Annotated in this window: 16 protein-coding genes and 1 pseudogene; 8 read left to right on the top strand and 9 right to left on the bottom strand. The window is 62.9% G+C overall.

All coding sequences use genetic code 11. The annotated features are described in order from the left end of the window. Nucleotides 1-61: 61 nt before the first annotated feature. From E2I15_RS01575 to E2I15_RS01590, 4 genes are all read right to left on the bottom strand, one after another. Nucleotides 62-1849: a thiamine pyrophosphate-requiring protein gene (locus E2I15_RS01575; protein WP_137482921.1), complete on the bottom strand. Its 1788-nt coding sequence runs from the start codon at nucleotides 1847-1849 to the stop codon at nucleotides 62-64. 77 nt (nucleotides 1850-1926) lie between these two features. Then, nucleotides 1927-3132, bottom strand: a complete 1206-nt coding sequence (locus tag E2I15_RS01580) for an MFS transporter (protein ID WP_246668358.1) — start codon at nucleotides 3130-3132, stop codon at nucleotides 1927-1929. Between the two features lie 102 nt (nucleotides 3133-3234). Continuing rightward, nucleotides 3235-3771: a DUF4142 domain-containing protein gene (locus E2I15_RS01585; RefSeq protein ID WP_137482920.1), complete on the bottom strand. Its 537-nt coding sequence runs from the start codon at nucleotides 3769-3771 to the stop codon at nucleotides 3235-3237. An 11-nt stretch (nucleotides 3772-3782) separates the two neighbouring features. Further along, nucleotides 3783-4271, bottom strand: coding sequence for a YciE/YciF ferroxidase family protein (locus E2I15_RS01590; protein ID WP_137482919.1), 489 nt, complete (start codon nucleotides 4269-4271; stop codon nucleotides 3783-3785). A 171-nt stretch (nucleotides 4272-4442) separates the two neighbouring features. On the opposite strand from E2I15_RS01590, the pseudogene E2I15_RS01595 reads away from it, so the two are divergent. The 4 genes and pseudogenes from E2I15_RS01595 to E2I15_RS01610 all read left to right on the top strand — a co-directional run bounded on the left by E2I15_RS01595 (nucleotide 4443) and on the right by E2I15_RS01610 (nucleotide 8979). Beyond that, nucleotides 4443-4585, top strand: a pseudogene (locus E2I15_RS01595) (CsbD family protein). A gap of 696 nt (nucleotides 4586-5281) precedes the next feature. Beyond that, a complete protein-coding gene (locus E2I15_RS01600) occupies nucleotides 5282-5968 on the top strand; it encodes a gluconate 2-dehydrogenase subunit 3 family protein (protein WP_246668357.1) in 687 nt (228 codons plus the stop codon). 10 nt (nucleotides 5969-5978) lie between these two features. Then, entirely contained in the window at nucleotides 5979-7757 is a 1779-nt protein-coding gene (locus E2I15_RS01605) for a GMC family oxidoreductase (protein ID WP_137482917.1), read from the top strand. Next, on the top strand, nucleotides 7750-8979 hold the full coding sequence (locus E2I15_RS01610) for a c-type cytochrome (RefSeq protein WP_137482916.1): 1230 nt from the start codon (nucleotides 7750-7752) through the stop codon (nucleotides 8977-8979). Before E2I15_RS01605 ends, E2I15_RS01610 begins: the two co-directional genes overlap by 8 nt. 2 nt (nucleotides 8980-8981) lie before the next feature. Here E2I15_RS01610 and E2I15_RS01615 read toward each other — a convergent pair whose 3' ends face one another. Genes E2I15_RS01615 through E2I15_RS01635 form a run of 5 tightly spaced genes read right to left on the bottom strand, consistent with a single transcriptional unit; the run spans nucleotide 8982 to nucleotide 12827 of the window. Beyond that, nucleotides 8982-9257: a cytochrome C oxidase subunit IV family protein gene (locus E2I15_RS01615; protein ID WP_137482915.1), complete on the bottom strand. Its 276-nt coding sequence runs from the start codon at nucleotides 9255-9257 to the stop codon at nucleotides 8982-8984. Continuing rightward, on the bottom strand, nucleotides 9254-9898 hold the full coding sequence (locus E2I15_RS01620) for a cytochrome c oxidase subunit 3 (protein WP_137482914.1): 645 nt from the start codon (nucleotides 9896-9898) through the stop codon (nucleotides 9254-9256). The genes E2I15_RS01615 and E2I15_RS01620 overlap by 4 nt, the downstream gene beginning before the upstream one ends. Then, nucleotides 9891-11498 (bottom strand): cytochrome c oxidase subunit I, encoded by a 1608-nt coding sequence (gene ctaD / locus E2I15_RS01625; RefSeq protein ID WP_137482913.1) that lies wholly within the window; start codon nucleotides 11496-11498, stop codon nucleotides 9891-9893. The genes E2I15_RS01620 and ctaD overlap by 8 nt, the downstream gene beginning before the upstream one ends. After that, nucleotides 11495-12433 carry a cytochrome c oxidase subunit II gene (coxB, locus tag E2I15_RS01630; protein WP_137482912.1) on the bottom strand — a complete coding sequence of 313 codons (939 nt, stop codon included), beginning with the start codon at nucleotides 12431-12433 and terminating at the stop codon, nucleotides 11495-11497. Before coxB ends, ctaD begins: the two co-directional genes overlap by 4 nt. Nucleotides 12434-12473: 40 nt before the next feature. Continuing rightward, the gene (locus E2I15_RS01635) at nucleotides 12474-12827 is read right to left on the bottom strand and encodes a hypothetical protein (protein ID WP_137482911.1); all 354 of its coding nucleotides are present in this window, start codon (nucleotides 12825-12827) and stop codon (nucleotides 12474-12476) included. A 117-nt stretch (nucleotides 12828-12944) separates the two neighbouring features. Here E2I15_RS01635 and E2I15_RS01640 point away from each other — a divergent pair, with 117 nt between their 5' ends. From E2I15_RS01640 to E2I15_RS01655, 4 genes are read left to right on the top strand one after another with little or no spacing between them, the layout of a single operon-like run. After that, the gene (locus E2I15_RS01640) at nucleotides 12945-13601 is read left to right on the top strand and encodes a cytochrome c3 family protein (protein ID WP_137482910.1); all 657 of its coding nucleotides are present in this window, start codon (nucleotides 12945-12947) and stop codon (nucleotides 13599-13601) included. After that, entirely contained in the window at nucleotides 13598-16504 is a 2907-nt protein-coding gene (locus tag E2I15_RS01645) for a TAT-variant-translocated molybdopterin oxidoreductase (RefSeq protein WP_137482985.1), read from the top strand. The genes E2I15_RS01640 and E2I15_RS01645 overlap by 4 nt, the downstream gene beginning before the upstream one ends. After that, complete coding sequence (gene nrfD, locus E2I15_RS01650) at nucleotides 16501-17856, top strand: NrfD/PsrC family molybdoenzyme membrane anchor subunit (RefSeq protein WP_137482909.1); 1356 nt, start codon at nucleotides 16501-16503, stop codon at nucleotides 17854-17856. Before E2I15_RS01645 ends, nrfD begins: the two co-directional genes overlap by 4 nt. Continuing rightward, on the top strand, nucleotides 17849-18379 hold the full coding sequence (locus E2I15_RS01655) for a DUF3341 domain-containing protein (RefSeq protein ID WP_137482908.1): 531 nt from the start codon (nucleotides 17849-17851) through the stop codon (nucleotides 18377-18379). Before nrfD ends, E2I15_RS01655 begins: the two co-directional genes overlap by 8 nt. Nucleotides 18380-18435: the final 56 nt, after the last annotated feature.

The raw sequence follows: 18435 nt of genomic DNA on the forward strand, positions 1-18435 counted from the left end.
GAGCAACTCGCGAAGCTTCAGGTCTGCGATCGGCGGCCGCGGCCAAGAGGCGTGGGCTGCTTCATTTCTTGCCGGGAAGTATCGTTTCCAGCACCTGCCTTGCCGCGCCGCGGATCACGCCGACCTCGTTCGGATCACCCTTGGCAAGGGCAATGGAGAAGTTCTTGGCCTGCTCCAGCGTGATGTGTGGCGGGAGCGGAGGCACCTCCGGATCGGTCTTCACCTCCAGTATGACGGGGATGTCACTCGCCAGGGCTTGTTCCCAAGCCGGTCCGACAAGGTCAGGCCGATCGACATAGATCCCGCGCAGCCCGATCATCTCCGCAAAGCGCGAATAGGAAACATCAGGGATACGCTGCGATGCCTCGAACTTCGGATCTGCGTTGATGATGCGTTGCTCCCACGTAACCTGGTTGAGGTCCTCGTTATTGAACACGCAGGCAATCCAGCGATGGTCCTTCCACTCCCGCCAGTATTTTGCGACCGTGATCAGCTCGGCCATGTTGTTCATCTGCATCGCGCCGTCGCCGACCAGTGCAATCACCGGGCGGTCGGGCTCCGCATATTTGGCTGCGATCGCGTAAGGTACAGCGGCTCCCATCGATGCGAGGCCGCCGGAGAGCGAGGCGTCGATGCCGCGCCGCATCTTGAGGTCCCGCGCGAACCAGTTGGCACAGGAGCCAGAGTCGCTGGTGATGATGGCGCGGTCGGGAATCCGGGGGGACAACTCCCACGTGACGCGCTGCGGATTGACAGGCTTGGCGGGTTGCCGGGCGCGATCCTCAAGCGTCGTCCACCATTCACGAACATTGTCCTCGATCGATTTGCGCCAGCCGTCCGCGGGCTTCTGCCTCAGCCTAGGCAACAGGGCGCGCAGCGTCTCGGCTGCATCGCCGACCAGACCCACCTCCATCGGAAAGCGGATCGACAGCATGCTGGCGTCGATATCGATCTGAACGCCACGGGCGCTGCCTTCCTTGGGCAGGAATTCGGCGTAGGGGAACGCGGAACCCACCATCAACAGCGTGTCACATTTCATCATGAGGTCATAGCTCGGCTCGGTGCCGAGCAGCCCGATCGAGCCTGTGACCCAAGGGAGATCGTCTGGCAACACAGCCTTGCCAAGCAGTGCCTTTGCGCAACCCGCGCAGAGCCGGTCCGCGACGGCAATGACGTCGTCGGTCGCGCCGAGCGCGCCGGCGCCGACCAGCATGGCGACCTTGTTTCCGGCGTTGAGGATATCCGCGGCGTGATCGAGTTCGGCCTCATGCGGCACGACACGAGGCGGAGTGTAGCCAATTCCGGAGCGCAGCGTGCCATGGGCGCGGGGTGGGTCTTCGTAGGCCTCCTCCTGAACATCGTTCGGCAGGATGATCGCCGTGACCGTGCGCTTTGCCAGCGCGATACGCACCGCGCGGTCGATCAGATGGCGAACCTGGGCAGCCGAGGAGGCCTGCGCAACATAGGCGCTGGCGACATCCTTGAACATCGAGACCAAGTCGAGCTCCTGCTGATACTGACCGCCCAGCGCGTTGCGCGCCTGCTGACCGACAAGCGCGAGCACCGGTTGGTGATCCAGCAGTGCGTCGTAGAGGCCGGTCGTGAGATGGGTAGCTCCCGGCCCGGAGGTCGCAATGCAAACCCCGAGACGTCCGGAGAACTTTGCGTAGGCCGACGCCATGAACGCGGCCATCTCCTCGTGGCGCGCCTGGATGAACTCGATACGGCCGCCTGCGCGATTGAGTGCACCGAACACGCCGTTGATGCCGTCGCCGGGATAGCCGAAAATGTGCCGCACGCCCCAATCATGGAGGCGATGAACGATGAAATCGCTGACGGTCTGGGACATGGGCGCTCACCTTGCGGACTGACGTTCCGATTGAACGGCCCGTTCGGCCAGCCGTTCCTAACGGGGCGGGCTCCTTGTCAGCGCCGGTAGAGCAGGCCAAAGGTCAGCGCGACTGCAGCGAACGCTGCAATCGTGCAGGCAAACGCGATGTCGGCGACCATCGTATTGGTGAGGCCCGACAGCACGCCGACGCCAATCACCGGCAGCGCATTGCCGATGAAGCCGCAGACGAAATAGGTCGATACCACCGCGGCCCGCTGATCCGCAGGTGCGATCTCATTGACCACCTGGAGGCTGCCGCGATAGCCGAGCCCGGTGGACACGGCGACGACAATCGTCGCCACCAGCATGACCCAAAGAGATGCCGAAACCTGCGCGACGACGATTGCCGCGGCCGCGGGAATCATCAGCGCCAGCGACCAAAGCATCGAGGTTCGGCTGGCAAGCGTCTGCGTGGCCACGATGACCAGCGCGACGACCATGGCGAGTTCGAACAGAAGCGCCCCGCTGGCGGCGCGGTTTTCGATGTGAAGGTCGTGCGACAGGATCGACGGCATCAATGAGGCATAGAAGCCAACCAGCGCCATCAGGCCGAAGCCGGTGATGGCAGGGGCCACGAATTGGGCCTGGAGCTTTCGTGGCAACGCCAGTTTCGGGCGGATCTCGATCTGCCCGCCATCAGGATGCTGGACGGTTTCCCGGGCAAACCAGATCAGCGCGGCAACTGCGCATGCGACGACGAGATAGACCACGAACGACAGCTGCAGCGGCCAGGGGGCGTATTGCGCCAGCAGCCCTGACAGCAGGGCCGCGACACCGAGGCCAAGGAAGTTGGTGCTGGTGCCGATGATCGCGGCGCGCCCATTGTCGGCTTCGCCGACCAGTTCGGCGAGCCAGGCATTGCCGGTGCCACTGGCAAGCCCGATGCCGAGACCGCTGAGGGTGCGGCCGATATAGAGCCAGGTAACGCCGCGGGCAAATAGGAAGACCAAAACAGCGACGATCAAAACCATAATCGCCGATAATGCCGTCGCCCGGCGGCCAGCCCGGTCGGAGGCGCGGCCGATCAGCAGCAATGCGGCGACATTGCCGATCGCATAGGCCGCATAAATCAGCGTCAGGGTGACCTGCGAGAAGCCAAAGGCCTTCTGATAGATCAAGTACAGTGGCGTGATCAGGGTGCTGAGGCCGAAGGCCGTGGCAAGCAGCATCCCCACCGCGGCGAGCGCCGCAGTATTCCGAAGTTCCACCCGATGGGTGCGCATGGCTGCGAGCTGCGCCATTCCAATTGCCTTAAAAAGCCGGAATAGCGAGGCAATCCATGATCGAGCCGTTCGTTCCAGGCATTGCCGGCAGCAGGATCGGCGGCTGCCGGCGGTCGATGGCTACTTGCGGTTCTTGTCCAGGTCCTGCGCCAAGGTGAGATGGTGCTGCAGCGCCGGCAAGGTTTTACCAGCCCAATCCTTCAGCTTCGGATCGTCGCCGCCCTTGGCGTAGCGCTCGAACAGCGAGACCGCGTCCTTGTGGGCACTGACCTGCATCGGATCGTACTCGCTGGCGAAATCGCCCGCCTTGGCGTCGCGCAGCCGGCCGAGCTTCTTCTGGGAACTGTCGTCGAGGCCGTTCGGCAACGCTGACTTCATTTCACCGCTGACCAATTGCTTCAGCTCTGACGTGGTCTTGGTATGGTCGGTGACCATCTGATCGGCGAATTTCTTTTCGGCGGCATTGCCTTTCTGCTGCGCAATCTTGGGCGCCTCGATCTCCAGCATGTCGCTGGTTGCGGCTTCCTTGATGAAATCTTCCGTCTTTGGCGCGACGCCAAGCACGGAATTGACGCCGCTCTTCTCACCGACCGATTGCGCCAGCGCCGGCGAGGCCAGCGCACAGCCGATTGCAATCGCTAGAATGCTTCGCTTCATCGCGTATCTCCTCAGGCTGCTTCGGCGTTGATGGCGCTGACCGCGAGCTTGGTGAGCGCTTCATCCGTCTTCTTTTCCTCGGCCAGGGTCTGGTCGATGAGCTTGACCGCATCCTTCATGCTGAGGCGGTTGGCCCACGCCTTCAAGGTGCCGTAGCGGGCGATCTCGTAGTGCTCGACCGCCTGAGCCGCTGAAAGCAAGCCCGCGTCGAGCGCCGGCGTGTCGGCATACTCCTCCATGATCTCCTTGCCTTCGTCGATTATTCCCTCGATGGCATCGCACTTCTTGCCGCGCGCCGGCTTGCCCATCAGATCGAAGATCTGCTCGAGCCGCTCGATTTGTCCTTCGGTTTCGTCATGGTGCTTTTCGAAGGCGGCTCGCAGATCGTCGGACTCGGCGGCCTTGGCCATACGCGGCAGCGCCTTGAGGATTTGCTTTTCTGCGTAGTAGATGTCCTTGAGGGTATCGAGGAAGAGGGCGCTGAGGTCTTTCTCCGGCATGGGTCTGCTCCGTAACCGTGGGTTGGTCTGTACCCACAATAGGCACTCTACATCCTCGTTCCTATCTGCGATGGTGCGCAGGGGACCGTTGCTTAGCTTTGCCGCAAGGCTCTCAAGGAACGTCGCGGCGGCGCGTCCGTTGACGGTCTCATCGTTCAAGGGAGAACGGCGATGGATTGGAATCGTGAAGGAAACTGGAAGCAGATGAAGGGCAAGGTCAGGAGCAGTGGGCCAAGCTCACTGACGACGACCTCGATGTGATCGCAGGCCAGCAAGATCAACTCGAAGGCCGCCTGCAGCAGCGTTAAGGCTAAGCCAGGGATCAAGCCGCCAAAAAAGTGAACCACTGGTACGGCCGCCAGAAGTGGTAACTTCCCCCATCTCAGGCCTCGGCGAGCCCTTTTGGCTTACCCGCGCCCGAGCCGGATCGTGAGCCGATGTGCGGCGGATGATGCCGGTACAAGTAGGTCGAAGCGATGGGACCGTTTCTCAGCCCACCTGGTCCCCATGCGGTGCATCTCTGCATCGACATGCAGGGGCTGTTCGAGCCGGGGGCGCCCTGGACAACGCCGTGGATGGACCGCGTGCTGCCGCGCATCGTTGAGCTGGCGCGGCATGCCCCTGGTGCCCCAAACGATAGCATCACGCTGTCGCCCATGGGGACGCTCCGCTCGATAGCGTTGAGCGCCCGCTTTATTCCGCCGCGCTCGAAGCATGACACGCGAGAGATTTGACAGGCTTATTACGAGAAATGGGAATGCGTGACCGGTGAGCGGCTCGATCCGGAGCTGATCGAGCTCGTGCCCGCGCTCGCCTCCTGCGTGCCGCCGGCTGGGGTCGTCGCTGGATGCGATCGGCGTCCGGAACTTGGATCCGCATAGTCCGAAAGCGTCGTCGCGTAACGGACGCGCCATAGGAACTAGTGAACGTTGGTCACGTTGCCGGGAGGTGGCGCAATAGGCTTTTCCATGCGGCGTCGATCATTCCTGCTTTCGCTTGCAGCCTCCTTGGTGAGCACGACCTCGCTGAGCCGAGCGGCTCTGATCCACGATCACATGCCGTGGGCGACGCACCCGAACTCGGCGCCGGAGATTAAGCGCCTGGGACCCTGGCAATTCTTCACCGCCGACGAAGCGCGTACGATGGAGGCGATCGTAGACCGGATCATCCCGCCTGATCCCGAAACGCCGGGCGGCAAGGATGCCGGTTGCGCCGTGTTCATAGATCGACAGCTCAAGGGGGGCTATGGCACCAATGAGGGTCTGTACGCGTTCGGACCATACATTAAAGGCACCAAGGAGCAGGGGCCGCAATCGCAGCTTTCGCATGCCGAGCTCTACCGTAAGGGACTAGCCGGGCTCGACGCATTCTGCCGCTCAAGCCATGGCGGCAAGCCGTTTGCCGAGCTGAGCGCCGACGAGCAGGACGCAGTCCTCAAGAAGGTCGAGGCGGGCGAGGCCAAACTCGACAGCGTCGATGGACGGGGGTTTTTCAGCGCACTGTTGAAGGACGTTCCGGAAGGCTTCTTTTCCGATCCGATCCATGGCGGCAACCGCGACATGGTCGGCTGGAAGATGATCGGCTTCCCCGGCATTCGCTACGACTACCGCGACTGGGTGAAGCGGCACAACGAGCGCTATCCCTATCCGCCTGTCAGCATCGCCGGCCGCGCCGACTGGACCCCTGCTAAATCGTGAGCGCCGACCGATGGCCCGCAAGTTGTCAAAAAAGGATGTCGTGATCATCGGTCTGGGCTGGACCGGTTCGATCATGGCCTATGAGCTCGCCGCGGCCGGGCTCGATGTGGTCGCGATCGAGCGCGGCCCGTGGCGCAACACCGCGACCGATTTTCCGCCCGGTTACGCCGCGGACGAGCTGCGCTACCGGATCCGTCATGAGCTTTTCCTCCGTCCTGACCAAACCACCTTCACCTTCCGCAACAAGATGAGCCAGACGGCGCTGCCGATCCGCAGCTGGGGCGCGTTCATGCCGCCCAATGGGGTCGGGGGCGGTGGTGTGCACTGGAATGCGGAGACCTGGCGGTTTCTGCCTTCCGATTTCATGCTTCGCAAACATCTGACCGAACGCTACGGCGCCAATTTCCTGCCCGAAGATATGACGATCCAGGATTGGGGCATCACCTATGACGAGCTCGAGCCGCATTACGACCGGTTCGAATATCTGTGCGGCACGTCGGGTCAGGCCGGCAACGTCAAGGGTAAGATTATCGAGGGCGGCAATCCCTTCGAGGGGCCGCGCTCGAGGCCCTATCCAAATCCGCCGCAGGACCAGCCATTCAGTCCGACGCTGTTTGCCAAGGCTGCGCGGGACCTCGGCTACAAGCCGTTCCCGCAGCCGTCGGGAAACATGTCGCGTGCCTATCAGAATCCACTCGGCGTTCGCCTCGGGCCCTGCACCTATTGCGGCTTTTGCGAATGGTTCGGCTGCGGCAACTATTCCAAGGCCTCGCCGCAGACCACGATCCTTCCTGCGCTGATCCGCAAGCCGAACTTTTCGGCGCGGGACAACAGCGAGGTGGTGCGGATCGACCTCGACAGCACCGGCAAGCGCGCCACCGGCGTCACCTTTGTCGATACCGACGGCAACGAATGGGAGCAACCCGCCGATCTCGTGGTGCTGTCCGCCTATACGATCTTCAATGTGCAGCTGCTGCTGCTGTCCGGGATTGGCAAACCCTACGATCCGCAGGCCAATACCGGCGTGATCGGCCGCAACTTCACCCATCAGACGATCTCAGACGTCGTCAGCTTCTTCGACCCGGCAAAATTCGTCTTCAATCCCTTCATCGCCTCGGGAGCGATCGGGACGTGCATCGACGAATTCAATGGCGACAATTTCGATCACGGGCCGCATGGCTTTGTCGGCGGCGGCTATATGGGGCAGGTGCAGACCAATGGCCGGCCGATCGAGACGACGCCGGTGCCGCCGGGAACGCCGCTTTGGGGCGCGCAGTGGAAGAAGGCGGTCAAGGAGAACTATCAGAGTGCCTTAAAGCCCGGCACCGGCGTGCACGGCAGCATGTACAGCTACCGCGACGTCTATGTCGATCTCGATCCGACCTACAAGGACCGGTTCGGCCGCCCGCTAGCCCGCATCACGATGGATTTCCATGACAATGAGATCAAGCAAAACAAGTTCTTGACCGACAAATTCGCCGAGATCTTCCAGGCGATGGGGGCGCGGCAGGTGCACAAGGAGTACCGCAACGCGCCGTATGACATCACGAAGTACCAGACGACGCATCTGTGTGGCGGCGCGATCATGGGCGCCGATCCGGCGACAAGCGCGCTGAACCGCCATTTGCAGAGTTGGGATGTGCCGAATCTGTTCGTGCTGGGTGCGAGCGCCTTCCCGCAGAACGCCGGCTACAATCCGACCGGTACGGTCGCCGCGTTGGCCTACTGGGCCGCGGACGCGATCCGTGGGAAGTACCTCAAGAATCCGGGACAGTTGATCAATGGTTAGAGGGCCGCAGCTCGCGCTGATGGTTGCCGCGCTCGTTGCCAGCGGCGGGGCGGCCGTCAGCGCAGGACTGCAGGACTTTGCTGCCATCGAACGCGGCCGCTACCTCACAAACGCTGCTGATTGCGGAAGCTGCCACACCGTGCCGGGCAGCGGACAGCGCTTTGCCGGCGGGCGGCCGATCGAAACGCCGTTCGGCGTGCTGGTCGCGCCGAACATCACGCCCGACCGCGACACCGGGATCGGCGCCTGGAGCGACGAGGAATTCGACGCGGCCGTGCGTCACGGCATACGCCGGGACGGCAAGCGGCTATATCCGGCGATGCCGTACCCGTACTTCACTCGTATGTCGCGCCAGGACGTCAAGGATATACGGGCCTATCTCTCGACGGTCGCGCCGGCGCACAATGCCGTTACCAGCAACATGCTGCCGTTCCCGCTGAACATCAGGCTGATGATGGCCGCGTGGGACAAGCTGTACTTCACGCCGGGCGAGTTTCATGCCGATTCCTCGAAATCGGACGAATGGAATCGGGGCGCGTACCTCGTGCGGGGGCCGGGGCATTGCGGCGCCTGCCATACGCCCAAGACGCTGCTTGGTGGCGACGAGGAATCCGCTCCCTTGCAGGGTTATACGTTGCAGGGCTGGGTCGCGCCCGACATCACCAGCGGGGAGGGACCGCTCGCATCATGGTCGACAGACGATGTCGCGCAATATCTCAAGACCGGTCATAATCGCTTTGCGGCCGCCGCAGGATTGATGGGAGAGGTCGTGGATCTCTCGACGTCGAAGCTGAGTGACGCGGACGTCAAGGCAATGGCGACGTATCTCAAGGATGTCAGCGGGCCAAAGCCTGCCGCGGACAGCTCGGCCGATCAAAAGGTGCTCTCTGCCGGTGGCGCGATCTATCAGGACCTCTGTTCTGCGTGCCACAAATCCGACGGCGCCGGCGTCCCGAACCTGATACCCGATCTCTCGCACGCAGCCACAGTCGATACCGGCGACCCGACGACGGTGTTGCGGGTTATCCTGCAGGGGGCGCAGAGCGTGGCGACCGATCGGGAGCCGACAGGGCCGGCGATGCCGGCATTTGGCTGGCAACTCAACGACGCACAGGTTGCTGCGGTTGCGACCTATGTTCGCAACCATTGGGGCAAGGGCCCCGCCGTCAGCGAGGAGCAGGTCAAGGCGGAACGTGCAGCGCTCCACGCCAGAACGAACTAACCTCACGTCCGGGTCAGGAAATCCATCAGGCCGAGCCAGAGCAGGATGCCAAGCCAGAAGAGGCCGGCGCCAGCAAACAGCAGGATCAGCGCATCCCGGTGCCGCAGTTCCATAAAGATTGCGGCAACCAATGCCGCCTTGGTGATGCCGATCCCGATGGCAACCAGGGCGTTCACGGCCCCGAGCGGCACATAGGCCATCGTTACGGTCAGTGTGAGTAGGCCCAGCAGGCCAAGCCACGCGGCGATCAGCGGAAGCGAAGGGGGCCGTTGCGTCATGAGGTCGACCTTCCCGGCAAGTAGATCAGCGCGAACAGGAATATCCAGACGATATCGACGAAATGCCAGTACAGCGCCACGCTGTGCAGCGCCGCGCGGTGCCGTGTCGAAGGGGCGTTACGGCAGAGCAGCGCCAGCACCGCCAGCAGGCCGATGCCGATGATCATGTGGAGGGCGTGGATCGCGGTCGCGATGAAGTAGAAGATGAAGAACAGCTGGACGCCGTTGGCGAGGTCGCCCGTGAAGTGGAAATCGATGCCCGGCACAAGGTGCTCCTCGTATTCTCCGTGATACTCGATGCCCTTCAGCACGATGAAGGCTAGCCCGAGGCAGATCGCGCCGGCGAGCAGCCAGGCGGTCAACCTTCGCATCTCCGCCGAGAATATCTCGACAGCCCAGGCGACCAGGAAGCTGGAGGTGAGCAGGATCGCGGTGTTCGCCGTTCCGATCACGATCTCGGTGTGGCGGCTCCCGGTCGCAAAGCCCTGCGGATAGGCGTGGCGGTAGACGAAGTAGGCGAGCAGCAGACCGCCGAACAGCAGCATTTCGGTGGCGATGAAGATCCACATGCCGAGCTCGGCGGTCTCATCGCGATGGCTGACCGAGGCGAACTGCGGAGCGACGGCGGGGCTGTCAGGCATTCTGCGGCTCCGCCTCGAATTTGCGCGAATATTGATAGGGCGCGCGCGTCACGACGGGTTGGACGTCGAAATTATGCTCGGGCGGCGGCGACGATGTCTGCCATTCGAGCCCCGGCGCATTCCAGGGATTGGCAGGCGCACGAGCGCCGAAGAACACGGAATAGCCGAGATAGAATAGCGGCAGCAGGTAGGCGGCGGCCAGGATGGTGGCGCCGCCCGACGAGAGCACGTTCCATACCTGGAATTCGGGCGGATAGACGTGATAGCGCCGCGGCATGCCCTCCGCGCCGAGCACGAATTGCGGGAAGAATGTCAGATTGAAGCCCAGGAAGATCAGGATCGCCGCGGCCCGCGCCCAGTACTCTGAGTAGAGCCGGCCCGTGATCTTCGGCCACCAGTAATGCAGTCCGCCGAAATAGGCAGTCACCATGCCGCCAACCATGATGTAGTGGAAATGCGCGACCACGAAGTAGGTGTCGGTGGCGTGGACGTCGAAGGCAAGGCAGGCGAGGAACAGGCCGGTGAGCCCGCCGATCGTGAACAGTCCGATGAAGGCCAACGCGTACAGCATCGGCGCGTCGAACCGCAATGATCCCTTATGCAGGGTGGCGGTCCAATTGAACACCTTGATCGCGGAGGGGACCGCCACGACGAAACTCATGAAAGAGAACACGAGGCTCGCGAGCAAGGATTGCCCAGTCACGAACATGTGGTGGCCCCAGACCAGGAAGCCGAGCGCGGCGATCGCAAGGCTTGCCCAGGCCACGAACTTGTAGCCGAATACCGGCTTACGCGAGAAACATGAGATCAGTTCGTTGATCACGCCCATGCCGGGCAGGATCATGATGTAGACCGCCGGGTGTGAGTAGAACCAGAATAGGTGCTGAAAAAGCAGAGGATCGCCGCCGATCCGTGGGTCGAAGAAGCCAACGCCGAAGAAGCGTTCGACTGCGATCAGCACCAACGTGATTGCCAAAACCGGAGTGGCAAGCACGAGAATCACCGACGTCGCGTAGACTGACCAGATAAACAGCGGCAGCCGGTACCACGTCAATCCCGGCGCGCGCAGCCGGTGAATGGTGACGATGAAGTTCAGGCCGGTCAGGATTGACGAGAAGCCGGCGACGAAGACGCTGGCGGCGGCGACCATGACGTAGCTGTTGGAATAGAGCGTCGAGAACGGGGTGTAGAAGGTCCAGCCCGTGTCAATGCCGCCGGCCAGAAGCGCAAACAGCGTCACACTGCCGCCAAGCATGAAGATGTACCAGCTCAGCAGGTTGAGTCGCGGGAAGGCGAGATCGCGCGCGCCGATCATCAGCGGTACGATGAAGTTGCCGAGCGTGTTGGGGATCGAAGGGATCAGGAAGAACCACACCATGATGATGCCATGCATGGTGAACAGGCGGTTATAGATGTCGTCGCTGACGAGATCGGCCTGTGGCGTGGCGAGTTCGATCCGTATCGCGGTCGCCGCCGTACCGCCAATGAAGAAGAACAGCGTGAGGCTTGCGAAATAAAGGATCGCGATCCGCTTATGGTCGGTGGTGAAGAACCACGAGCGAAGCGTGTAGTTGGTGTTGAGGTAATCGGGTTCCGTCATGGCTGTCGACCCAGCGATTTGATGTAGAGAACCAGACGCAGCAGCTGATCCTCGGTGACCTTACCCTCGAAGGATGGCATCAGCGGCTCGTAACCTGCGGCGATCTTGCTGCGCGGCAGCAGGATGGAGTCGCGGATGTATTTGTCGTCGGCAATCACGGTGCTGCCGTCGGACAGCGGCACCGGACGTCCGTAAACCCCTTCCAGTTGTGGCGCATGAATCTTGCTGCCCGCGCTGTGGCAGCCGCTGCATCCGAGCTGACGAAACAGCGCTCCGCCTTCATCCGCAAGCGGACTTGCGGGGGCCTGCTGCGCGAGCCAGCTGGCGAAATCGGCTTGCTCCATCACCACGATCTCACCGGTCATCCCGGAATGCGCTGTGCCGCAATATTCGGCGCAGAACAAATGATAATGCCCAGCCTTCTGCGCAGTGAGTTCGAGGTCCTGATAGCGCCCGGGCACCACGTCATGCTTCAGCCGGAGCGCAGGAATGAAGAAGCTGTGAATGACGTCCTGCGAGGCCATCACAAGCCGGATCGGACGGCCGACCGGCATATGCAATGCATTGATCTCGGATTGCCCGCCGGGATGCTGGACCTTCCACATCCACTGCTTGGCGACCACGAAAGTCGTCAGCTCGTCGGGCGGTCTGCGGTAGATTTCGAGGTAGACGCTCGCTCCCCAGACGAAGAGGGCGAGAAAGCAGAGCAGGGAGGCCGTCGTCCAACTGACTTCCCAGTGCCAGCTCTTGGCTTCGTGGTTCTCTCGGTCGATCTTGTTGCCGGCGCGATAGCGGACGCAGAACAGCGCGATCAGGAAGAATAGCAGACCCAGCACGAGTGCGCTGGCGATCAGAAGGCCGGTGAACAGCAAATCGATGTCGCCGCCTTCCGGGGACACGCCGGGGTGCCAGAACGGAATCCACTGGCGCCACATGCTCAGGTCACCGCCGACGGCCTGGCGGAGCGATCGTAATTCACGGGGCAGGCCATTCCGGCAGACCCTTTCGCAGCAGCATTTCGGTAGCGCGCTTGACCGGCACGCGCACGATCCCGCGGTTGCGGTCGACCCAACCATAGGTGCCCGTGATCTCGACATCGTCGCGGCGCGCGCGCTCGAGTTCGTCGGACGGCGCGACTTCGAGCGGCGGAGCGCTGGAGCTCAGCGCCGGTCGCGCGGCGGGGCTGGCGTAGCGCAACGATTGCGGAAAGATCAGCGGCATCACAACTGGAATTACCAGCACGAAGGTACCGAGACCGGCGGCGATCCAGGCGATCGCATTGGTCGCGATATCCGACCGTTCGAAGTCGAAGCCGCCCGTCTGAGCCATGTTTCGGGTCCTTGCGCGCCCATGGTCAATGCGGAGCCGGTCTGGGCGTTCCTCGGCTAGGAACCAATCGACCGAGGCGAGATTGTCGATCAGGTATCCGCCAGCTGGTCGGCTCGGATGGCTCAGCTCTTTTCACCCGTCGCCGATACGTGGATGCGGTTGTTCCTCGTCGGAAGTCTTTCGCTGATGGCCGGTGGCACGGTTGGCATCATCGGCTTCGCGCGGTCCGCCTACATGACCTCGACCGACGTCCGGCCGCAGCAGCCGGTGCCCTTCAGCCATCGTCACCACGCGGGCGAGCTCGGGATCGATTGTCGCTACTGCCACAGCAATGTCGAACAAGGCCCCCAGGCCGGCCTGCCACCGACGGAAACTTGCATGACCTGCCACTCCCAGATCTGGACCAACGCCGCGATGCTGGAACCGGTCAGGCAAAGCCTCGCTCACCACACGCCGATCGAGTGGACGCGCGTCGCAAAGCTGCCGGACTACGTCTATTTCCGCCATGACATCCACATCGCCAAAGGCGTCGGCTGCGAAAGCTGTCACGGCCGCATCGACCGGATGGCTCTGACTTATCGCGCCAAACCGTTCACCATGGAGTTTTGCCTGGATTGTCATCGCGATCCGGCACCGAGGCTGCGGCCGCCCGAACACGTCACCGATATGGCGTGGATGCCGCCGGCCGATGCGCGCGCCAAAGGCGAGGCGATCGCCGCGCACGAAAAGATCCGCTTTGGCGAACTCACCCACTGCACCGTGTGTCACCGATGAAGCGCGACGCTCGACAGCAACGCAATCCAGTCGCGCCGCCGGAAGGCGGGCGACGCCAATGGTCGGGTATGGAGGAGCTGTCTGACGATCCCGCGTTCCAGGCCTTTGTAAATGCGGAATATCCCGCTGCGCAACAGTTTTCGCCAACCGCCAGGCGCGAGTTTCTCAAGCTGATGGGGGCATCCTTCGCGCTCGCTGGTCTTACCGGTTGCGAGAAGAGCCCGTTCGTGGCCGCATTGCCCTACGTCGATCAACCGGACGATGCAACGATCGGAATTCCACGTACCTATGCCACCGCGACGGTCTTTGACGGGTATGCGCAGCCGGTGCTCGCGACGACCTATTCGGGGCGTCCGACCAAGCTGGACGGCAATCCCGAGCATCCCGTCACCGGCGGGCGTAGCGATGTCTTCATGCAAAGCGCTGTGCTTGGCCTCTATGACCCCGACCGCGCTCAGGCACCGACACGCCGCGGCGAACCCGTGAGTTGGAAGGACGTGGTTGCGGCAATCGGCGTCCTCCGCGAGGGATGGGCCAGTGACGGAGGAAAGGGATTGCGGCTACTGGTCGGCCCGATCACGTCGCCAACGCTGCTGCGGCAGCTCGATGCGTTGTTGAAGCAGTTTCCCAAAGCACGGGTTCATCTCCATGCCCCGACAGCCGACTCGTCCCAGCGGCCATTCGCGACCGCCGCGTATGGAAAACCGGTGGACCTGCACTACGCACTCGAGCAATGCGACGTCATTGTCAGCCTCGACGATGACATTCTGGGCCCAGGCCTCAATCAGGTACGCAATGCGCGTGGCTGGGTTACCTCCCGGCGCCGGTTTGCCGATCGTCCCGGCAATCGTCTGTTCATGGCGGAGAGCGTGCCGTCGGCCACCGGCGCGGTGGCGGGCAACAGGTTGATCGCCGACGCCTCGCGCATGCCTGTTCTGGCGGAAGCGCTGGCAAATGCGCTGGGCGTTTCTGGGCGGGCTGCGGGGGAACTTACGGAGCGTGAGCGTGACTGGATCAGGCGTGCAGCTGACGCCTGCAGCAAAGCGCGCGGCAGGTCGTTGGTTGTCGCCGGCCCGGTCGGGGGCGAGGCAGCGGCGATCTGGAGCGCGAAGATCAATGATGCTCTTGGCAATGCCGGGCAGACGCTGAAGTTCACGGACCCGGTCGCCGGCCCGGCGGGCGCGGGGACGCTTGCAGAACTGGTCTCCAACATCAACGCCGGACAAGTTCATTCTGTGATCGTGATCGACTGCAATGCGGCGTACAACTCCCCCGGCGAACTCAAGACAGCGGAAGCGTTGCAGCGCGTGAGGACGTCGCTTCATCTCGGCCTGCAGCGGGACGAAACCGGCGCGCTCTGCGAGTGGCAGCTCTCGCTCGCGCACGCGCTGGAGAGCTGGAGCGATGCCCGCGCGGTCGACGGAACGACAACCATCCTTCAGCCCGTGATCGCGCCATTCTACGATGTGAGAACCATCCATCAGATCGTCGCGATGCTGCTCGGCGAGATCGATCCCGCATCCGATACAGCCGTGCGCGAGACCTGGCAGGCCACCTTCGGCGAGGCATTTTCGACGCGCTGGGAGCAGGCGCTCCATGATGGCTTCGTTCAGGGCGCTGCGGCCTTTGTGGACGCCAGGCCCGGCAGCGCAGCGGTCACTGCGCCGTCGACGCACGGTGCGGTCGACATCGTGTTTCGGCCAGACCCGACGGTTTGGGATGGCCAGTTCGCCAATGTCGGCTGGCTGCAAGAACTGCCGAAGCCTCTAACGACAGTCACATGGAGCAATGTCGTCGCGATCGCTCCCGATCTGGCGAAGCGCATCCCGATCGCCAACGGCGATCATGTGGAGGTACGAATTGGTAAGCGCAGCGTCACCGGTCCGGTCTGGATTGTGCCGGGCCAGGCCGGTAACACGGTTGCGCTCTATCTCGGCTATGGCCGGACGCGGGCGGGGCGCGTCGGAGATGGCCTTGGCTATGACGCCTACCAGGTGCGGCCGGCAGATCAGCCGTCGCTCGCCAAGGGCAGCCTGCGCAAGATCGATGTGACCGAAACACTCGCGGTGACGCAGCTGCATCACCGCATGGAAGGCTTTGATTTTGTTCGCGAGATGAGGCCCGGCGAGGCAGCGCAGCCCACATCGGCGGAGCAGGCGAGCTTTTATCCGAAATGGGAGTCATCAGAGAACGCCTGGGGTATGGTGATCGATCTCGATGCCTGCATCGGCTGCAATGCCTGTGTCGCAGCCTGCACGGCCGAGAACAACGTTCCCGTGGTCGGCGCCGACCAGGTCAAGGTCGGGCGCGAGATGCACTGGCTGCGGATCGCCCGCTATTACGACGGCGGCATTGAGGAGCCGAAGAGCTATTTCCAGCCGGTACCATGCATGCACTGCGAGGATGCACCATGCGAGATGGGATGCCCGGTGCATGCGACCACGCACAGCCCGGAAGGGCTTAACCAGATGGTCTACAATCGCTGCATCGGTACCCGAACCTGTTCGAGCTATTGCCCCTACAAGGTGCGGCGCTTCAATTTCTTCGACTACCGGGCGCCTGCCGATTCCCCGACGCAGGCTGCGCACAACCCGGACGTGACCGTGCGCTCGCGCGGCGTGATGGAGAAGTGCACCTATTGTGTCCAGCGCATCGAGGTAGCGCATGTCACAGCCGACAAGGAGAGCCGTCCGCTGCGCGACGGCGAGGTCGTGACCGCCTGCCAGCAGGCCTGTCCGACCAAGGCGATCGTGTTCGGAGACATTAAGGATCCAAACTCGGAGGTAGCGCGGCTGAAGCGCGATGGCCGGCACTACGTCCTGCTCGAGGAGCTCGGGACGCGGCCCCGCACCACCTACCTGGCGCGCTGGCGGGATGACGGTTCGGGGAGCGGGCAGGGATGAGCGATCACTCCGATATCCTGCCGAGGCGCCAGAGCATGGGGGGCATCGCCGACCAGCTCACCGGCATTCCGCTACACTTCCCGGCACAGCGTCGCTGGATGATCGCGATGGCGTTTGCAAGCGCTCTGCTGTTGTTGCTGATGGTCTCGGTGAGCGAGCTTTTCACGCGCGGCGTCGGAATCTGGGGCATCAACATTCCCGTGAACTGGGCGTTTGCGATCCACAATTACGTCTGGTGGCTCGGCATCGGTCATGCCGGCACGCTGATCTCGGCGTTGCTGCTCCTGACCGGCAGCGAATGGCGGAATTCGCTCAACCGCTTCGCCGAGACCATGACGCTGTTCGCAGTGCTTTGCGCCGGCATCTACCCGATCCTGCACCTCGGCCGGCCCTGGTACGTCTATTGGATGTTTCCCTACCCCGCGACGATGGGTGTCTGGCCGCAGTTTCGCAGCCCGCTGGAGTGGGACATCTGGGCGGTGCTGACCTATCTCACGGTTTCTCTGGTGTTCTGGTATACGGGACTGATCCCGGACCTTGCGGCCGCGCGGGACCGCGCGACCAAGCGCAGCTGGCAGATCTTCTTCGGCATCACCTCGCTCGGCTGGCGCGGCTCCGCGGTGCACTGGCTGCGCTGGTCGCAAGCCTATCGGCTGACCGCGGCGCTGGCCGTGCCGCTGGTCGTGTCCGTGCACAGCGAGGTATCGCTACTGTTTGCGGCTGGGCAGATCCCGGGATGGCATTCGACGATCTTTCCGCCCTATTTCGTGCTCGGTGCGGCATTCTCCGGCTTTGCCGTGGTCGCCATCATCGCGGTCGCGCTGCGCTCCTGGTTCGGGCTCCGAAACCTGGTCACCAATGAGCATCTCGACGTGCTCGGCAAGGTGTTGCTCGCGACCGGGCTAATGACGGCCTACGGTTATGTTTTCGAGGCGCTCGACGCGCTGTATTCCGGCGAAGCGCATGAGATGCGGACGTTGCTGGACCGCGTCGCGGGCGTCTATGCTTGGACCTATTGGGGCGCCGTGCTCTTCAACTTTGTGCCCCTGCAGGCGCTGTGGTGGAGGGGCGTACGGCGCTCCGGCTGGGCGATGCTGCTGATCTCGATCTCGGTTGCGGTCGGGATGTGGCTGGAGCGGGACATGATCCTGGTCACCAGCCTTTATCGCGACTTCCTGGTGTCCTCGTGGAGCAAGTTCACGCCGACCTTCTGGGACTGGTCAACCTATCTCGGCACGATCGGCCTATTCCTGGTGCCGTTCCTGATCGCGGTGCGCCTGGTTCCGATGATCTCGATTTTCGAGACCAAGGAGCTCCTCCACGAGGAAAAGGAGGAAGGGCATCATGACTGAGCATGCCTATGGAATGCTCGGAGAGTTCGACAGCCCGGAGGCGCTATTGACGGCGGCAAAGCAGGCGCGTGCGGCGGGCTATCGCGAGCTCGACGCGTTCACGCCGTTTCCCGTCAGGAGCCTGGCGTCCATCCTCAGGATTCCGCGCCCACGGATCTCCCTGGTCGGCCTGACCGGGGCCCTTGTAGGAGGCGGCGCGGCGCTTCTCATGCAAATGTTCGTCAGCTACGACTATCCGCTGAATGTCGGCGGCCGGCCGATCTACGCGCTGTCGGCTTTCGCCGTGGTCACGTTCGAGCTGACGATCCTGTTCTCTGCGCTTGCGATGGTGATTGCCATGCTCTGGCAGAACGGCCTGCCGCGGCTCAACTATCCCGTCTTCGCGGCGCCGCGCTTCCATCTCGCCAGCAAGGATCGCTTCTTCCTCTGTGTCAGAAGCGACGATCCGATGTTCGACGACCAGGACACTGCGGCATTCCTCGCCAGTGCGGGCGCCGCGTCGGTGGAGCGCGTGCCGCCATGATCCGATTGGTGCTCACAGTCGCACTCGCTTTGTCTCTCGCAGCCTGCGATCAGAAC

Source organism: Bradyrhizobium sp. BR2003 (assembly GCF_009720285.1).
Classification (GTDB): Bacteria; Pseudomonadota; Alphaproteobacteria; order Rhizobiales; family Xanthobacteraceae; genus Bradyrhizobium; species Bradyrhizobium elkanii.